Annotated in this window: 21 protein-coding genes; 9 read left to right on the top strand and 12 right to left on the bottom strand. The window is 44.1% G+C overall.

The features are described from left to right. Positions 1-116: 116 nt before the first annotated feature. Complete coding sequence (locus AC59JT_RS06135) at positions 117-800, top strand: class I SAM-dependent methyltransferase (protein WP_497396831.1); 684 nt, start codon at positions 117-119, stop codon at positions 798-800. Here AC59JT_RS06135 and AC59JT_RS06130 read toward each other — a convergent pair. From AC59JT_RS06130 to AC59JT_RS06120, 3 genes are read right to left on the bottom strand one after another with little or no spacing between them, the layout of a single operon-like run. Continuing rightward, the gene (locus AC59JT_RS06130; RefSeq protein WP_497396829.1) at positions 795-1,262 is read right to left on the bottom strand and encodes a hypothetical protein; all 468 of its coding nucleotides are present in this window, start codon (positions 1,260-1,262) and stop codon (positions 795-797) included. The two genes, AC59JT_RS06135 and AC59JT_RS06130, sit on opposite strands and share 6 nt — an antisense overlap. Before the next feature lie 29 nt (positions 1,263-1,291). Continuing rightward, the gene (locus tag AC59JT_RS06125; RefSeq protein ID WP_497396827.1) at positions 1,292-1,810 is read right to left on the bottom strand and encodes an SHOCT domain-containing protein; all 519 of its coding nucleotides are present in this window, start codon (positions 1,808-1,810) and stop codon (positions 1,292-1,294) included. 50 nt (positions 1,811-1,860) lie between these two features. Further along, the gene (locus AC59JT_RS06120; protein WP_497396825.1) at positions 1,861-2,025 is read right to left on the bottom strand and encodes a hypothetical protein; all 165 of its coding nucleotides are present in this window, start codon (positions 2,023-2,025) and stop codon (positions 1,861-1,863) included. A 146-nt stretch (positions 2,026-2,171) separates the two neighbouring features. Between AC59JT_RS06120 and AC59JT_RS06115 the strand changes: the two genes are divergently transcribed. Beyond that, positions 2,172-3,476: a TlpA family protein disulfide reductase gene (locus tag AC59JT_RS06115; RefSeq protein ID WP_497396823.1), complete on the top strand. Its 1,305-nt coding sequence runs from the start codon at positions 2,172-2,174 to the stop codon at positions 3,474-3,476. A gap of 55 nt (positions 3,477-3,531) precedes the next feature. On the opposite strand, the gene AC59JT_RS06110 is transcribed toward AC59JT_RS06115, so the two are convergent. Next, positions 3,532-4,002 carry a DinB family protein gene (locus AC59JT_RS06110; RefSeq protein WP_497396821.1) on the bottom strand — a complete coding sequence of 157 codons (471 nt, stop codon included), beginning with the start codon at positions 4,000-4,002 and terminating at the stop codon, positions 3,532-3,534. A 4-nt stretch (positions 4,003-4,006) separates the two neighbouring features. Beyond that, positions 4,007-4,222 (bottom strand): PLD nuclease N-terminal domain-containing protein, encoded by a 216-nt coding sequence (locus AC59JT_RS06105; RefSeq protein ID WP_497396819.1) that lies wholly within the window; start codon positions 4,220-4,222, stop codon positions 4,007-4,009. A 50-nt stretch (positions 4,223-4,272) separates the two neighbouring features. Here AC59JT_RS06105 and AC59JT_RS06100 point away from each other — a divergent pair, with 50 nt between their 5' ends. Further along, positions 4,273-4,695: a secondary thiamine-phosphate synthase enzyme YjbQ gene (locus AC59JT_RS06100; protein ID WP_497396817.1), complete on the top strand. Its 423-nt coding sequence runs from the start codon at positions 4,273-4,275 to the stop codon at positions 4,693-4,695. Here the strand turns inward: AC59JT_RS06100 and AC59JT_RS06095 are convergent. From AC59JT_RS06095 to AC59JT_RS06070, 6 genes are all read right to left on the bottom strand, one after another. Beyond that, positions 4,589-5,113 (bottom strand): luciferase domain-containing protein, encoded by a 525-nt coding sequence (locus AC59JT_RS06095; RefSeq protein WP_497396815.1) that lies wholly within the window; start codon positions 5,111-5,113, stop codon positions 4,589-4,591. The genes AC59JT_RS06100 and AC59JT_RS06095 overlap by 107 nt on opposite strands. 1 nt (position 5,114) lies before the next feature. After that, positions 5,115-6,026: an SRPBCC family protein gene (locus AC59JT_RS06090; protein WP_497396813.1), complete on the bottom strand. Its 912-nt coding sequence runs from the start codon at positions 6,024-6,026 to the stop codon at positions 5,115-5,117. A gap of 19 nt (positions 6,027-6,045) precedes the next feature. Then, positions 6,046-6,975 carry a TIGR01777 family oxidoreductase gene (locus AC59JT_RS06085; protein ID WP_497396811.1) on the bottom strand — a complete coding sequence of 310 codons (930 nt, stop codon included), beginning with the start codon at positions 6,973-6,975 and terminating at the stop codon, positions 6,046-6,048. 7 nt (positions 6,976-6,982) lie between these two features. Further along, entirely contained in the window at positions 6,983-7,798 is an 816-nt protein-coding gene (locus AC59JT_RS06080) for a DCC1-like thiol-disulfide oxidoreductase family protein (protein WP_497396809.1), read from the bottom strand. Between the two features lie 60 nt (positions 7,799-7,858). Further along, complete coding sequence (locus tag AC59JT_RS06075) at positions 7,859-8,365, bottom strand: GbsR/MarR family transcriptional regulator (RefSeq protein ID WP_497396807.1); 507 nt, start codon at positions 8,363-8,365, stop codon at positions 7,859-7,861. A 66-nt stretch (positions 8,366-8,431) separates the two neighbouring features. Beyond that, positions 8,432-9,397, bottom strand: a complete 966-nt coding sequence (locus tag AC59JT_RS06070; protein WP_497396805.1) for a GlxA family transcriptional regulator — start codon at positions 9,395-9,397, stop codon at positions 8,432-8,434. Between the two features lie 150 nt (positions 9,398-9,547). Between AC59JT_RS06070 and AC59JT_RS06065 the strand changes: the two genes are divergently transcribed. The 4 genes from AC59JT_RS06065 to AC59JT_RS06050 all read left to right on the top strand — a co-directional run bounded on the left by AC59JT_RS06065 (position 9,548) and on the right by AC59JT_RS06050 (position 12,243). Continuing rightward, entirely contained in the window at positions 9,548-9,979 is a 432-nt protein-coding gene (locus tag AC59JT_RS06065) for a VOC family protein (protein WP_497396803.1), read from the top strand. 66 nt (positions 9,980-10,045) lie between these two features. Continuing rightward, on the top strand, positions 10,046-10,543 hold the full coding sequence (locus tag AC59JT_RS06060) for a DinB family protein (RefSeq protein WP_497396801.1): 498 nt from the start codon (positions 10,046-10,048) through the stop codon (positions 10,541-10,543). 94 nt (positions 10,544-10,637) lie between these two features. Then, complete coding sequence (locus AC59JT_RS06055; RefSeq protein ID WP_497396799.1) at positions 10,638-10,850, top strand: hypothetical protein; 213 nt, start codon at positions 10,638-10,640, stop codon at positions 10,848-10,850. A gap of 16 nt (positions 10,851-10,866) precedes the next feature. Next, a complete protein-coding gene (locus AC59JT_RS06050; protein ID WP_497396797.1) occupies positions 10,867-12,243 on the top strand; it encodes an MATE family efflux transporter in 1,377 nt (458 codons plus the stop codon). A 100-nt stretch (positions 12,244-12,343) separates the two neighbouring features. Here AC59JT_RS06050 and AC59JT_RS06045 read toward each other — a convergent pair whose 3' ends face one another. Continuing rightward, entirely contained in the window at positions 12,344-12,913 is a 570-nt protein-coding gene (locus AC59JT_RS06045; RefSeq protein WP_497396795.1) for a Maf family protein, read from the bottom strand. Between the two features lie 400 nt (positions 12,914-13,313). On the opposite strand from AC59JT_RS06045, the gene AC59JT_RS06040 reads away from it, so the two are divergent. Next, positions 13,314-14,927 carry a vitamin K epoxide reductase family protein gene (locus AC59JT_RS06040; protein WP_497396793.1) on the top strand — a complete coding sequence of 538 codons (1,614 nt, stop codon included), beginning with the start codon at positions 13,314-13,316 and terminating at the stop codon, positions 14,925-14,927. Between the two features lie 46 nt (positions 14,928-14,973). Continuing rightward, positions 14,974-15,276, top strand: coding sequence for a hypothetical protein (locus AC59JT_RS06035; RefSeq protein WP_497396791.1), 303 nt, complete (start codon positions 14,974-14,976; stop codon positions 15,274-15,276). Positions 15,277-15,297: the final 21 nt, after the last annotated feature.

Raw genomic sequence — 15,297 nt, 5'->3', positions numbered from 1 at the left:
TTAAGCAAATGTAAACTAAAAACATTTACACCTTTATACGTATCAATATTCTTACAGTTACATCAGCAACAACCTTTAGTTAAAAAAGTTTAAAGAAATTTTACTTTTGTAGCAGCATGACAGATATTTTAGGCCAGGCCCTGTACGATCATTACCACCAACAAGCGCCCGCCAAGCTTTGGATAAACAATAAATACGGTCCGCGTGAGGAAATGCCGATAGAAGTTTACTTCCGGGGCGACGACGATATGCCTGATATTGAATGGATGGCGCTGGAAGAATGCCGCGGTAAAATACTGGATATTGGTGCCGGTGCCGGGAGCCATGCGTTGTTATTTCAGCAAGGCGGTTATGATGTTACGGCTATTGATATTTCGCCCCTATCCGTACAGGTAATGAAAGATCGTGGCGTAAAGGATGCTCACGTAGCCGATATTTTCAACTATCGCGACAGCAAATATGATACTTTATTATTGCTGATGAATGGCATTGGCCTGGCAGGGACCTTACACGAACTGAAAGCCCTGCTTTATCATTTTAAATCTCTGCTGAACCAAGGCGGCCAAATACTGTTCGACTCATCCGATGTAGCTTACCTGTACGAAGACAAGCTCCCGACAGACCGTTATCACGGCCAGATACAATATCAATACACCTACAAAAAGCTAGCTACCAACTGGTTTAACTGGCTGTATATTGATGAGAAAACCCTGCAACAGGTTGCCACCGAAACCGGCTTTAAAATGGAAGTGTTGCTTGAAGATGAGTACGGCCAGTATTTGGTAAGGCTTACGCTATAGCTCCAGCTTCTGTTCGTAGCTTAACTGTAGCTCCTCGGCCACTTTATCTTTTGTTGGGCGAAAGGTTAAAAAATAAAGTATCTGTCCCATTGCTATCGCTATAAAAACGATACTTCCGCTTAGTAAAAAAGCTACAATAGCAAATAACGACGTGCCTTCTATCAACGCGCAACGTACAATTAAAGCGGTTTGATAACCGGACAACTTACCTGTCAGATTATCAGCCTGAACCGCCGCCGCCAAAAGCTTTTTGTATAGCAGGTTTGATGCAAACAAACTTGTTATTGCCATTAAGGGCACTACAATCAATAAGGGATCGGCAGTGTTTATCGCAGTGGTTATGGGCTTGCCAACAACAAAGGCCATAATAGCAAACAAGGCTTGCCCCAGCACTAGCGCCGAATAGATAAGCGTAATAGTTTTAATAAATGTTGCCGGCGTCGGCGTTGAGTTACTATACATAATGTGAGGGTGTTTAGGTAATAAATAGGTTATTGCGCCAGCAACTTCTTTTTTTGCGCGTCGTATTCGGCTTGTGTTATGGCGCCGGCGTCAAGCAGTTTCTTAAGTTTTAACAACTCATCGGCCACGCCGGCTACAGGGGCGTTTTGCGTGGGCGCGGATGATGCGCATGGGGTAACTTCGCAGGCGGTTATGGCTTCTTCTATCCAAACATCATAGCCAATTAAACCGCCGCTTTTCACCACAAATATTACTTTACTGGCAGTATTAGATAATACACTGCCTGTTTTTATGCGCTTAATAACGGCGTTTAAATGGGCCGCGTCCTTACGTGCACCCATGCCATTGCTTTCGCGGCGCGGAGGTAAAAAGCCGGGTTGGCTGGCCAGTACATACTTAAAGTTACCATCGGCAGTGCTGCCTAGGCCAAGTTTAACGGTATCGCCTACTTTATAGGTTTTGCCGTTTGATGCTTTATAATCTTTCAGGTCCTGTGCAGCCAGGGCAAGCGGCGCCAGTAATAACAATGTAGTCAGCAGTTTTTTCATGGTTGATATTTTGCTGATATAAATTTAGACAAAAAAAGCGGAAGCGTCCGTTAAAAATTACGCCCCGCATCGGGCCTTTTCTTACGTCGCCAAAAATAAAGGCGGCTTGTCCAACTATCAAATTTCCCGCTTAAAATTAGTACACCACCAATTAGCAGCAGGTAAACCGCGCCAATAATAAATATGTGAAATATGGTTAACAGTACGTCTTTCATGGTAGCTATTTGTTTTTTATTTCGGTCATGATAAGGCAATCATCGTGCCTTTTAATAATAAATCACCTATAAAGAGTAGGATTTGTAGCTATTAATGTTTAGGTTTGAGTTATACAAATCCATTATCTGAACAAGTTTTTACTACGATGAAAGGCTTAAAAGCACTATTATTACCGGCATTGCTATTGGCCGGTCAGCAGGTTTTTGCGCAGGATGCCAAAGAGCTGCAAACCCGTTTTTTAAACGAGCAGAATCTGCCAAAAAAAGATTCGTTATTAACCGTATTGCTACAAAAATCGCCGGAGGCACCAGCCAATTTGCAGGATGCTTTGCGCGCGCAGTTAGCTACCGCCTACATAAAAAACCTGGACTACACCAATTACGAAAAACAGCTTGGCCTGATGAAAAGCAAAACGGCTATGGCTTCGGGGTTGAACAGCGTAGCCTGGGCCTGGGCCGAATCCGGTGAGCATTTAACCGAGGCTGCTAAGCTGTCAAAACAATCGTTAGACTTAACCACGCAAGCCATTAACGACCCTGCGCTGGCTAACATGAAAAAACGTTACGAAGGCCAGTACGATAGCTTTGCAGATACCTACGCGTACATTATGCTAAAGCAAAATAACCCCAAAGAGGCTTTAACTTACCAAACGCCGGTTTATGAGCATAGCGAAGGACAAGACCCTGAGATAACAGAACATTATGTGTTAATGCTTGCTGCCGATGGCCAACACGCCAAAGCTTTAGAGGTTGCCGAAAAAAGCATACGTGCCGGTAAAAGCACAGGCGCGCTACGCGATGCTTTCCAGGCTGCTTATGTTAAAATTAATGGTACCAAAGGCTGGGCCGCACATTGGGCGTCTATCGAAAAATCGGTACTGGATAATTTGAGCACACCGGAAAACCTGGCTAAAATAGAAGAAAAGAAAAAAGAGCTGACCACTAAAATGATCAACGAGGCAGCACCTCTGTTTGCTTTGAAAGATCTGAACGGCAAAACCGTATCATTAACCAGCTTAAAAGGCAAAACCGTTATTATTGATTACTGGGCAACCTGGTGTGGCCCTTGCAAGGCATCGTTCCCGGGCATGCAGCTGGCGGTTAACAAATACAAAGCCGACCCAAGCGTAGTATTTTTATTTATTGATACCTGGGAGCGTGGCGAAAACTACCTGCCGGGCGTTAAAAAATTCATAGCCGATAACAAATACACTTTCCACGTTTTAGTGGACGAGGTTGGTGCTAATGGCCGTCAGTCGAAAGTTGTTACCAGCTACAAAGTTGATGGTATACCAACCAAATTTGTTATTGACAAAACCGGCGCCATTCGCTTTAAACAAGTTGGCTTTGGCGGCACTAACGAAGGTGTTTACAACGAAGTTGTAGCAATGATAGAAATGCTGAAAAACGCCCCCGGCTCTACCGAGCCAAAGGTGAGCATGAATAAGTAAGCAGCTTATTCCATAAAAACAAAAGCCCGGTTGTTATTGCAGCCGGGCTTTTGTTTTATGTACGTATAATATCTGTATCGGGAGGCACCGCACCAAGCAAACGGCACATACTCATGATCTGCCCTTTGTGATGGAACTCATGCGTAAGTACATGGGTGAATACTTCCAGTGGGGTGGCTTTAACGGTTTTGCCTGATGCCGTTGCGCCGGTGATAACTTGATCTACATCCGCTTCAAAATGGCTGATGAATTGACCGAGTAGCGCATCAGCTTCGCTAAACAAATCGTAAATGGCGTCCATATCTACACGCTCATCATCCGCATAGGCCAGGTTTGCACCAAGCGCATAATTGGCCAGCCAGTGTTTATTTACGTTGGCTATGTGTACCAGCAAAAAGCTTATGGTTTTACCGTCGAAAGCGTCAACCGGCGTTTGCAGGTTGTGCGACAGGTTTTGAGCAATAAAATTAAGCATCACCTGGCGGGACGATAGTAAAAGTTGGTATTGCCCGGTGAGCAAGCTCATAGTGTTATACCTTTTGATTACGGCCCAATACCAGGTATAATAACGAACCCAAAAATGGCGCAAACAAAATAACCAGCACCCATATTAGCTTAGTGGTACTATCTTTAAAAGTCGATCGTATAATATCTACCAAACAATAAAAAAACAGCGCGGCATAGGCTAGCGCGAAAATGATGACGATAATTTCGGCCTCGCCGGTTACAAAAAGCAAAGGGTTCATAAGGAATAGTTTTTTACTAATCTACCATTTTGTTTTAATTTTAGCCACCTATGAAAATATACCAGCAGCAAATACAACTAACCCAGCGCAAACGCGGTTTTCACTTAATTACCGCAGATGTAGTAAATGCCCTGCCCCAACTGCGCGAAATTAAAACCGGCATGCTGCAGGTGTTTATTCAGCATACTTCGGCATCGCTCACCATTAATGAAAATGCCGACTCAACCGTACGCAAGGACTTTGAAATGTATTTCAGCAAGGCCGTCCCCGAAAACGACCCCGACTATCTGCACGACGACGAAGGCCCCGACGATATGCCTGCCCACCTTAAAGCCGCTATGCTGGGTAGTTCGGTAACCATACCGGTTAGCAACGGCCGGCTGGCATTAGGAATTTGGCAAGGCATTTATCTGTGCGAGCACCGTAATTACGGCGGCCCGCGTAGTTTGATGTTGACGGTTTGGGGAGAATAGTTTTTTGCTTAATAAGATCGTACCCTAATTTCAATAAGTCGATGGCGTACTCCTTGTCAGCCTCGCTGTGCATGTAAAAACTTATCCAACCCGTATTTTTAAAATAGTGATGATCCAGGATGTGGCCCTCGGGCATTAGTTGCTGTTTAATTTGGCGGCTCAGCAGCATATCCAATAAGCCGTTGCTGTGGATGTGGCCAATTTCTTTGCCTTTGTAGTTAAATTGTGTGCCGCCGTATTTGTGTATGGTTACGTAGGTACCGGGCCAGGTTAAAACTTCCGTTTCAATGGCATCCATATTATCGAGCACTACCGACTTTGTGAACGCCGACCATACCATGAGCCAGTTATCAAACAAAATACCCAGGCCGGGTACATGCTTTAAAAAGCCGAGATATTTAACTACAAAACCGAACATTTTACTTCGCCTCGCTTAGTTCTTTAATATGTTCCATAACGCGCAGGTGTACGTTGCGGGTAATGCTTTGTGCCCACATATCATAGTACCAAACCGGGAAAACGTACAATTTATACCAGCTATTCCCTGTCAGCGTGGTGGTGCCATCATGGTTGTCTTTTAAGATGAACTGACCGCGTAAAATATCAATGTGGCCCATTATCTCCGGGTCGCGAGGTTGGTGGGTGATATCGAAAATGAGATCTTTGTTTTCCTCGTATTTTACAATCTTTTCATCAAACACATAACCATTGCTGAATATACATTTACGGCTTGCACCTTGGTGATAACCGCTGACCGTAGCCTGCACCGGGCTGGGCATGCCAACTTTAAACAGCCAGTATTTGTTTTCTTCTTCGATACGCTCAAAGGCGACTACATTTTTCCAGATCTTATCGGGTGTGGCGTTGATCACTACCTCGTCAGAAACTTTGTTTTGATAGTGATGTTCGGAAAGCGAATCGGCTACAAAAATTACAGCCGGCATAGCGATAACACTTACGTTTAGTGTGGAGTTATTTTTCTTAAACATCATTTTACCCGCATGCGCACCGGCTAAGATAAATGCAAAAAGTAAGGGTGATACGATGATGAGGCAAATAACACCTTCGTGTAAAACAACGGTGCTCAATAGTATAGCTATGAAACAGTTAAGCGTACTCCGGGATGCGATCTTTAGTGATGACAGCGGAATATTTCGCCAAAACCAGGCACTTATAATACCCATAACAAAAGGAATGATGACAAACTCAGAGTATATCATAATTCCGGCTTTCTCTACCAGCAAAACATACTTGGTTAAAGCCATCAATGCCATGGCAAATAAGTTGGAGAACAAATAGCCGTTAAGCGTGGGTGTAAATATTTTTTTCATGATAAGGAGTGGTAAATTACTAATTTTTTATACTTAAAATATCGTTAATAGCATGTTCGGCGCGGTTAAAAGTAAATGTGTAACCCGCATCAAGCAATCGTGTGGGGTTTACCCAGCGGCTTTTTAAAATCAATTCGGTTTCTGTGCCGATGATCAGTGCGCCTATTTCCAGCAACCACGCCGGGGCCGGTAAGCCGAACGGAATGCCATAAGCTGTGCGCATGGCTTTCATGATATCGGCGTTTTTAATGGCTACAGGTGCTGTGCAATTTACTATACCATCCAAATCAGCATTATCCAGTAAAAATTCGGTGCAGCGCACAGCATCACGTTCGTGTACCCAGTTCAAATATTGTTGTCCGTTACCTTGCTTGCCACCTAAACCAAATTTCACCAGGTTAAGCAGGCGCGGAAAAACACTATCCGCACGACCAAGTACGATGCCCATGCGTAGGGCTACCTTGCGGGTACGGGGCGTATCAATATCAAAAAATGTTTGCTCCCATATTTTACATACATCAATAGAAAAGCCATAGCCTATTTCGCCGGTCAGTTCATCCTGCGCATGGTCTTCGGCATGGCGGTATATGGTGGCAGAAGATAAGTTTATCCAAAGTTTTGGCGGGTTGGCCAGTTTGCCCACAACATCGCCCAACAAACGTGTAGGTATTACCCGGCTGTTAATGATCTCGGCTTTATTTTTTTCAGTGTATCGACAGTTTACGTTTTTGCCGCATAAGTTAACTAATAGATCGGCACCTTCAATATCGGTTGTCCAGTCGCCTTCGGTACGTCCGTCCCAAACCAGTGTACGGATGTTACCTTGCAGGGCTTTGGCGTGCCTGCTTAGTATGATAACCTCGTCGGCCAGGTCTTTATAATAAGTAGCGTAAACCGTACCCAGGTAGCCATTACCACCTGCCAGCACTATTTTTTTATATTTTTTCATGGCGATATTAGTTTAGTAAAATGATCAACAACACAAGGGCACGATAAACGGCCCAGCTAATGGTAAGCCCCCAACCCAGGTGCAGTAGCTTACTGCGGCGGATGTGTTCTAAAAACATTAGCCCCGCTACCGCTAAAAAATATAGGGTATATAGTAAAGGATGTGCGCCTATCCAGGCGGCCAGTGGCAATACAGGCAACAGCAATAAAGCACCTGCTAAAGAGATAGTCATCATATTACCCAGATATTCCCAGCGTTTGGCGGGTGCCAGCAGCGTTACTACAATGCCTTGAAATACTACCTGTCCGCCGCATATTAAATATTCGCGCCAGGCATTGCCAACCGGTACCACTCCCGCAAGCAAAGTGGCGTATTGCGTTAGTATGTAACTAACCACCAACCATGCAAATAGTAAATAGCCCAGCCTGTAGCCTAGCCTGAAGGTGGGTTGTAAATTGTTAGTATCGGTATCAACAGGTATAACTACCCTGCGGTTATAAGAAAAGAAGCGGTACACTTTGGTCATTAGCCAAACAAAAGGTGCAAAGGTTAACAAGCCTTTAAATATGGGGAACGCTGCCCCCATAATTTTAAACAGGCTATCAATGCCATATACTACTTCGCCGGTTTCTGTGTTCACCAACGCTATTTCGTTTACAGCACGCTGCCTGTCAACCATGGGGCAGGTATCAGCGCTTAGTTGCTGGTATGCCGCCCTGCCCCCGGCGTCAAGCATACCGGCTTTTACAACAGCTTTAGTATACAAGTCGCACAGGGGGCATTCGGCGTCAAACAGGATAAGGTGGTTATTTAGTGTTTTCATTTCAGTATATTCTTTATTTTCAGGAAAATTTGAAAGTTTAGATTAAAAAAATAGGCGTACCTATTTAAACACTTTAAGTATCGAACCCCAAAACCAGCTTTCCTCAGCTTTTAGCATGGTTTCAAGCGTACCGTCAACATTCTTAGCCATTTTATTAATGTCGGTAATTGATTTGTTGAAGGTGGCATAGTCAGGATCTTTTGCGTCGCCTTTAACTTTGCCTAATTCATCCAACACTTTCAAAACCGGTTCCAGCTCGCGTTTGCGACGTTCTTTGGCTACCTGTCGGGCTATGTTCCAGGTGTCTTTATCTGCATAAAAGTATTCTTTACGCTCGCCGGCGCGATGTTTTTTTTCTACCAGGCCCCAGCCTATCAGGTCGCGCAGGGTCATGTTGGCGTTACCGCGTGATATTTGCAATTGCTCCATGATCTCCTCGGTGGTCAGCTCGCCCGGAGTTACCAAAAGCAAGGCATGTACCTGTGCCATGGTGCGGTTTATCCCCCACTCTGATCCCAGTTTACCCCAGGCTTCAATAAATTTCAGCTTTGCTTCTTGTAATTCCATGACACAAACATATGAACAAAAATTAAACTTTCAAAATTTATTGAAAGTTTAATTAAAATAAATTAGCTACCCCAAATAAAACTTCTCCCTATACCCTGTCGGCGTCATCCCAACCGCTTTACGGAAGATCTTCCTGAACGCCTTCGGATCATTATAACCCGAATTAAACATTACTTCCGTCATCTGCTGGTTGGTTTGCACCAATAGCTTTTTAGCGGCTTCAATTCGTGTTTTCTGCAGGTACTCTATCGGGGTAATGCCCGTAACCTGTTTAAAGCGGCGCACAATATTACGGCGGCTGCCGGGTACTTCTTTGATCAGATCCTCGATAGTACCATTACTTTGGTAAGAGGCCTCAATACTGCGTTGGGCTTGGGCCACCAATTCATCATTATGGTTTTGGGTGGGATAAAATGTGCTGAAATAGGTTTGCTGCTCCCTGTCCATATCAATGGCAAACAGTTTGGCTATCCGCACCGCTATATCTTTACTGCAATATTTCTGCAACAGGTGCAACATCAGGTGAAAGCTTGAAGTGCTGCCCCCACTGGTATACAGTCCGCCTTCGGCAGTAACCACCTTATCCTGCTGTAGCTTAACCGCCGGGAAGGCGTCTTTAAAAGCATTACAGGCATCAACATGGGTAGTAGCGGGTTTGCCATTTAATAAGCCCGTAGCGCCCAGCAAAAACGCTCCTGTGCATACACAGGCAATCTCCGCCCCGGCATTGTATTGCTGCTGCAGCCAGGGTATGTATTGCTGGTTTTCAAATATCGCGGCGCGGATGTTTTCGGTACCAAAAGCTGGTACAAAAATGATATCCTGCCTGGTTGAATTGTTGATGGGTTGGATAGTCCGGCCATCAAATTCGGCTTTACCGTTAAAATCAGCCGCGCTAAAAAAACTGATGTTAAATATGGGCTCAAAGCCATCATGTATGTGGCATTTATTAGCGCTTTCAAATACATCCAGTATAGCGGCTACGCTTAGCAGGCGGTAATGATTAGTTAGTAATATCCCCAGGTTCAGCATATTATAAATATTGTGTTTAAAAGCTAAGATAGAAAAAATGTCTCAAATGCCCCCTATTATTGACTTTTACACCCATTCCTGTTTCTGGCGAAAGCATCTACCTTAGTATCAACAAAAACAACAATTAAATCAAACAAAAAACTAAAGATCATGATGGCATTAATGAATCCGTATTTAAACTTCATGGGTAATACCGAAGAAGCTTTTAACTTCTACAAGTCGGTTTTTGGCGGCGAATTCACGATGATACAACGCTTTAAAGACACGCCGCATGGCGACCAGATGAGCGCCGAAGACAAGGAAAAGATCATGCATATTGCCCTGCCCGTTGGCCAAAACCTGTTAATGGCTACTGATTGCCTGGAATCAATGGGCCAGTCGTTAAACTTCGGCAACAATATTTCTATCTCGTTAAACCCGGATAACCTGGACGATGCCAAACGTTACTTTGATGGTCTGTCGGTCGGCGGTACTATGGGGATGCCTTTGGAAAAACAATTCTGGGGTGCCTACTTCGGCTTTTTTACCGACAAGTTTGGTGTACAATGGATGGTAAACTACCAGGAAGATCCGATCAACTAACACTCACAATTACCTATAAAAACAGGCGTTCGTTGCTATGGCGGCGCGCGCTTTAAACGTAACATTATGAAAGATCTGTTAACAGAACTGGAGCAAACCAAAGCCAACATGCTGGCCGTTGTTTCATCTATAAGCCAGGAAGATTTTAACGCCGTACCTTTTGAAGGTAGTTGGACGCCCGCGCAGGTGTGCGACCATATTTTAAAAGCCATAGGCGACGGCATTTTTTATGGCAACACTGCACCTACCGAGCGCGCGCCGGACGAGAAGGTAAAGGCCACGGCTGATATATTTCTGAATTTTGAGACCAAGCTGCAATCGCCTGATTTTATTTTGCCTACAGATAAACCGCTAAACAAGCACGTGGTATTAACTGACCTGGAAAGCAGCTTTGACAAATTGATAACAGCCGCTAAAACGCTCGATTTGACAGAAACCTGCCTTGATTTTGAGATACCGGGTTTAGGTGCGTTTACCAGGCTGGAGTTTTTGTGGTTTTATGTATTTCATTCGCAAAGGCACTTGCACCAGTTAAGGAAAATGGCGAAGGTGCTGGCGGAATGATTTGAATAATATCGAACACCGAATACTGAACATCGAATATCGAACACTTCATCATTCATTATTCGATGTTCAGTGTTCGAAATTGTAAACACATATGATAGTAGAAGTTTTTAAAACCAACGTTCAGGAAGTTATACTGTCTCAATGGCTGATAGGGCAATTGCTTAGCGAGTTCCCCAACAGCCTGGTAAACTTTGATATGGACGATTGCGACAAGGTGTTACGCGTTGAGGCAGAAACCGTTGCGCCCGAAAAAATTATAGCGATACTGAACGAAAATGGCTATTCTTGCGAAGTATTAGATTAGCCGATACCCTACAACAATGACCTTTAAAACTATTATAAAAGCCGTTAAGCTATCCCTTAACGGCGAGGAACAGGATTATACCAAGGGCAGCATCCGTAAAGCTGTTTTCCTGTTGGCCATACCCATGATACTGGAGCTAAGCCTGGAAAGCGTATTTGCCCTTGTCGACATATTTTTTGTGAGCAAACTGGGCGAAAATGCCATCGCCAGCGTGGGTCTTACCGAATCTGTTATCACCATCGTATATTCTATAGCCATAGGGTTAAGCGTTGGCGCTACCGCCATTGTAGCACGGCGCACCGGCGAGAAAAACCCCGAGGCAGCCGCACACGCCGGCGCCCAATCCTTATTGGTTTGTTTGGCTATAAGTGCTGTGTTAACCGTGTTGGGCGTGGTTTTCGCGCCGGATATATTGACGCTGATGGGTGCCCACCCACAGGTAGTTGCCGAAGGTGCCATATTTACCCGCATTATGTTTGGCGGCAGTTTGGTTATTGTGTTGATATTTTTGATCAACGGTATTTTCCGCGGCGCGGGAAATGCGGCCATGGCCATGAAAAGCCTTTGGATAGCCAGTATCATCAACATTATACTGTGTCCGGTGCTGATTCATTTCTTCGGCTTAAAAGGAGCGGCAATGGCAACTGTAACCGCGCGTACCTGTGGTGTGGCTTACCAATGCTGGCATTTAGTTAAAGGCAAAGGCTCGCTTAAATTTGGCGCGCATCATTTTAAACTGGATATGCCGGTTATCAAATCACTCATCAGCGTAGCCTGGCCTGCTACTTTGCAGTTTATCATCGCCAGCGGCAGCTGGATAGTGCTGGCGCGATTAGTGGCCGAAACCGGCGGTACCGGCGCATCTGCAGGTTACCAGGTGGCTATACGTAACGTGGTTTTCTTTATACTGCCGGCCTGGGGCCTAAGTAATGCTGCCGCGACGCTGGTGGGCCAAAACCTGGGCGCCAAAGAAATTGAACGCGCCGAGAAAAGCGTAATGCTCACCGCCAAATACAACGTTATATTTATGGGGATAGTGATGGTGGTTTTCCTGCTGTTCTCCAAAAACATCATCAGCATTTTTAGCAGCGACCCGGTGGTTGTAAGGTACGGCGCGCAGGCGTTGCAGATCATGGGGTCCACCTATATATTTTACGGTTTAGGCATGGTAATGACACAAGCCCTCAACGGTGCCGGCGATACCAAGACCCCAACCCGCATCAACTTTGTATGCTTCTGGCTGGTGCAGATACCACTGGCTTACCTGCTATCAAAAGGACTGGACCTAAGCACCAAAGGCGTATTTTACTCTATACCAGTAGCCGAAACGTTGCTGGCCCTTACTTCTTATTATTTCTTTAAGAAGGGGAAATGGAAGGAAGTGAAGGTGTAATTTTATTTGAATATCGAACATCGAATGCTGAATGTCGAATAATGAAGTAAATCAACAATAAACACTTCGGCGTTTGATATTCTGTATTCGATGTTCAATATTATTCTAAATTTAACAGTGCCTGGTAAACCTTCTCCGTAGGCAACCCCACCACATTGGTATACGATCCATTGATCTTAACAATCCCGGTTACCCCTACCCATTCCTGTATGCCGTATGATCCGGCTTTGTCCATGGGTTTGTATTTGGCTACGTAGGTTTCAATTTCCTCATCGCTCATGGTACGGAAGGTAACTTCAGATACATCGTAAAAGCTGTGATATTTTTGCTTGTAAAACAGGCAAACGCCGGTAACTACCCTATGCATCCTGCCAGATAGCAGCTGGAGCATGGCAACGGCGTGTTCTTCACTTTCGGGTTTGCCCAATATCTGGCCGTCAATGGTTACAATGGTATCGGCAGTAAGCACTACCTCGTCGGTCACTATCTCATCAAACGCGGTAGCCTTTTGCTGCGCAATGTACACCGCAACTTCCTCGGGGATTAAGCTGTCAGGGTATGATTCGTCCACCTCTTTCAGCACAATACGGAAGTCGAGATCCATCAGTTTTAACAACTCTTGCCTGCGCGGCGATTTGGACGCCAATATAATAGATGGAATTTTTTTCATGCGATGATGTAATGATAACCAAAGGTAAAAATTTTGACTTCATCGAAACCGCATTTTTTGTAGCCATAATTAAGATGTATTTCGCCCCTGATGATCATGACCAAAAATATATTTGTAACGCTTTGCATTACAGTCCGATGCAAAACATTGATACAATTTGTCAAAATATTGATATAAAAAGACATTCAAACCAATAGTTAAATCTGTCATCTTTGAAATAACCAATTGTGCGTTACCCCTAACACACAACCTAATACATAAATCCCCTAGTACAAAAACCAACCCTGTACCCCCTAACAGGTGCCAGCTTTGCTATATCAAAAATCTATGCCTGTGTGCCCCTACACCGGTAGCCTAATACTTTATCTGTAATCTAATTGTACCGCTAAAACTAATAACTATGAGTGCAACTAATAATGTTGTAGGGATGGTCAATAAGATCATTCGTGGGTATAATGTGCCCGTAACTGCCACACAGGCTAATGAGTACTTGTTAACACACCCGGACTTCCCCGACCTGGTAAGCATATCAGATGCGTTTGATGAGTGGAACATTGATCATGCCACACTAAGGCTCAAAAAAGAGCAGTTAGTCGATGTAGAAACCCCTTTTATGGCCACGCTAAAGGACACGGATGAGCCTTTGATTGTAGTTGACATGATAGATGAGCACTACATTTACTATCAAACCGCAAAAAAACGCTCGGTTAAATTGGGTATCGACGAATTTGCTGAGTTGTGGAACGGTGTAGTAATAGCCGTAGCACCCGATGAGTACTCCGGTGAAAAAGATTATACCGGTAGTGTTAAAAAAGAAAGGCTAAACACGCTTAAAACAGTGTTCGCCTATTCGTATGGCACGCTGTTTTTATTCCTGGCCTTACGTTATGCCTTTGCCGCTTCTGATGCGGCATTGATATCCACGCTATCCTTACAATTACTAATTGCTGCAACAGGTATAATTTTAAGTGGCTTTTTATACGCCTACGATAAAAATGCCGCACCCGACTTTGTAAAAAATATATGCAAGGCCGGCGCCAATTTCAACTGCAACAGTGTATTACAATCAAATGCAGGCAAGCTCTTCGGGTTGATATCCTGGGCAGAGATCGGGCTGGTTTATTTTACTGGTTTCTTTTTGAGTTTATTGTGGGCCAATGCCAATATACCCGGCATATTAATATGGCTAAATATAGCCGCGCTGCCTTACACGCTATTCTCTGTTTATTACCAGGCCTTTGTAGCAAAAAAATGGTGCTTACTATGCACAGCCATACAGCTATTGCTTTGGATGCAGTTTATTTCATTCTTTTTTTCGCCTTTATCATACAAACCGGTTATTGGCAGCGCAGCCGATCTTCAACTACTGTTATCCTTCGGACTTGCGGCCTTCAGCCTTTTATTTGCCGGTAAACTAATGGATGATAAACGCCGGATAGGCAGCTTGAAACGCGATGTTAATAAGTACAAAAAAAACCCGGATATATTTAAAAACATGCTTAATGCCGGGCGCTACATTAATACCGATATGGGTGGCAGATTTATTATTGGCAACCCGCTGGCGCCGGTTACCTTAACCATAGCTACCAGTTTAACCTGCGGCCCCTGCGCAAGGGCACATAAAACCATAAAAGAACTGCTTAACAAAAGCACCAATATTAAAGTGCAGTGCGTATTCTCAATCCCGCGTAGCGGAGAACCCCTTGAGGCACTAAAATACATTGCCGCTATTTATGACCTTCTTGGCGCCCATGCAGGCGAAAAGGCGCTGGAAAACTGGTTTGAAAACAAAAGTTTAAACGAGGTTAAAAAACTATATGCCATTGATATAGCCAGCTTTGATAGCGAGCGCTTTACAGGCCTGCACACCGAAGCCGGCAAAATGTTCCAGATAACACATACACCCACCCTGTTTATAAACGGCCGGGCGCTGCCGGATATGTATAATATTGATGATATACCTTTTTGGTTACCATACATTATAGAGAACGAACAGCAGGCTTTTGCCAATTAATAAGCACTATGAAATCAATTAAATAAAAAACTTAAATCAAATTACAATGAAAAAGTCATCATTAAAAACACTAAAAGAAAATGCAGACAGCGTACTTAACAAAGATGAACTAAGAAGCATTAGCGGTGGTGCCCAGGGCTGCGATCCTGGCTTAGGCTATAACATTTACGGTGTGTCAGTAAGATGTTTGGATTATAATAACTATCCTCTTGGCGTAGTTTGCGCAACTTATGGCGTAGCCTATTCAGATCCGTTTCCTATATGTTTTGATGAATCATTTATGGAAAATGCTTGCAGAGATGTGTATGGATTTGGCAACGTTAATCATGGCTATTGTTATGACATATAAAATTACCGGCATTGTTTAAAT

This window comes from Mucilaginibacter sp. A3364 (genome assembly GCF_059690715.1).
Note: the sequence above shows the minus strand (reverse complement) of the source record. Positions and strands in the feature narration are given on the sequence as shown.

Bases quoted from the DNA above. Each gene is read 5' to 3' on its own strand.
- AC59JT_RS06135 (WP_497396831.1), top strand. From the start codon at position 117: ATGACAGATATTTTAGGCCAGGCCCTGTACGATCATTACCACCAACAA.
- AC59JT_RS06130 (WP_497396829.1), bottom strand. From the start codon at position 1,262: ATGTATAGTAACTCAACGCCGACGCCGGCAACATTTATTAAAACTATT.
- AC59JT_RS06125 (WP_497396827.1), bottom strand. From the start codon at position 1,810: ATGAAAAAACTGCTGACTACATTGTTATTACTGGCGCCGCTTGCCCTG.
- AC59JT_RS06120 (WP_497396825.1), bottom strand. From the start codon at position 2,025: ATGAAAGACGTACTGTTAACCATATTTCACATATTTATTATTGGCGCG.
- AC59JT_RS06115 (WP_497396823.1), top strand. From the start codon at position 2,172: ATGAAAGGCTTAAAAGCACTATTATTACCGGCATTGCTATTGGCCGGT.
- AC59JT_RS06110 (WP_497396821.1), bottom strand. From the start codon at position 4,002: ATGAGCTTGCTCACCGGGCAATACCAACTTTTACTATCGTCCCGCCAG.
- AC59JT_RS06105 (WP_497396819.1), bottom strand. From the start codon at position 4,222: ATGAACCCTTTGCTTTTTGTAACCGGCGAGGCCGAAATTATCGTCATC.
- AC59JT_RS06100 (WP_497396817.1), top strand. From the start codon at position 4,273: ATGAAAATATACCAGCAGCAAATACAACTAACCCAGCGCAAACGCGGT.
- AC59JT_RS06095 (WP_497396815.1), bottom strand. From the start codon at position 5,113: ATGTTCGGTTTTGTAGTTAAATATCTCGGCTTTTTAAAGCATGTACCC.
- AC59JT_RS06090 (WP_497396813.1), bottom strand. From the start codon at position 6,026: ATGAAAAAAATATTTACACCCACGCTTAACGGCTATTTGTTCTCCAAC.
- AC59JT_RS06085 (WP_497396811.1), bottom strand. From the start codon at position 6,975: ATGAAAAAATATAAAAAAATAGTGCTGGCAGGTGGTAATGGCTACCTG.
- AC59JT_RS06080 (WP_497396809.1), bottom strand. From the start codon at position 7,798: ATGAAAACACTAAATAACCACCTTATCCTGTTTGACGCCGAATGCCCC.
- AC59JT_RS06075 (WP_497396807.1), bottom strand. From the start codon at position 8,365: ATGGAATTACAAGAAGCAAAGCTGAAATTTATTGAAGCCTGGGGTAAA.
- AC59JT_RS06070 (WP_497396805.1), bottom strand. From the start codon at position 9,397: ATGCTGAACCTGGGGATATTACTAACTAATCATTACCGCCTGCTAAGC.
- AC59JT_RS06065 (WP_497396803.1), top strand. From the start codon at position 9,548: ATGATGGCATTAATGAATCCGTATTTAAACTTCATGGGTAATACCGAA.
- AC59JT_RS06060 (WP_497396801.1), top strand. From the start codon at position 10,046: ATGAAAGATCTGTTAACAGAACTGGAGCAAACCAAAGCCAACATGCTG.
- AC59JT_RS06055 (WP_497396799.1), top strand. From the start codon at position 10,638: ATGATAGTAGAAGTTTTTAAAACCAACGTTCAGGAAGTTATACTGTCT.
- AC59JT_RS06050 (WP_497396797.1), top strand. From the start codon at position 10,867: ATGACCTTTAAAACTATTATAAAAGCCGTTAAGCTATCCCTTAACGGC.
- AC59JT_RS06045 (WP_497396795.1), bottom strand. From the start codon at position 12,913: ATGAAAAAAATTCCATCTATTATATTGGCGTCCAAATCGCCGCGCAGG.
- AC59JT_RS06040 (WP_497396793.1), top strand. From the start codon at position 13,314: ATGAGTGCAACTAATAATGTTGTAGGGATGGTCAATAAGATCATTCGT.
- AC59JT_RS06035 (WP_497396791.1), top strand. From the start codon at position 14,974: ATGAAAAAGTCATCATTAAAAACACTAAAAGAAAATGCAGACAGCGTA.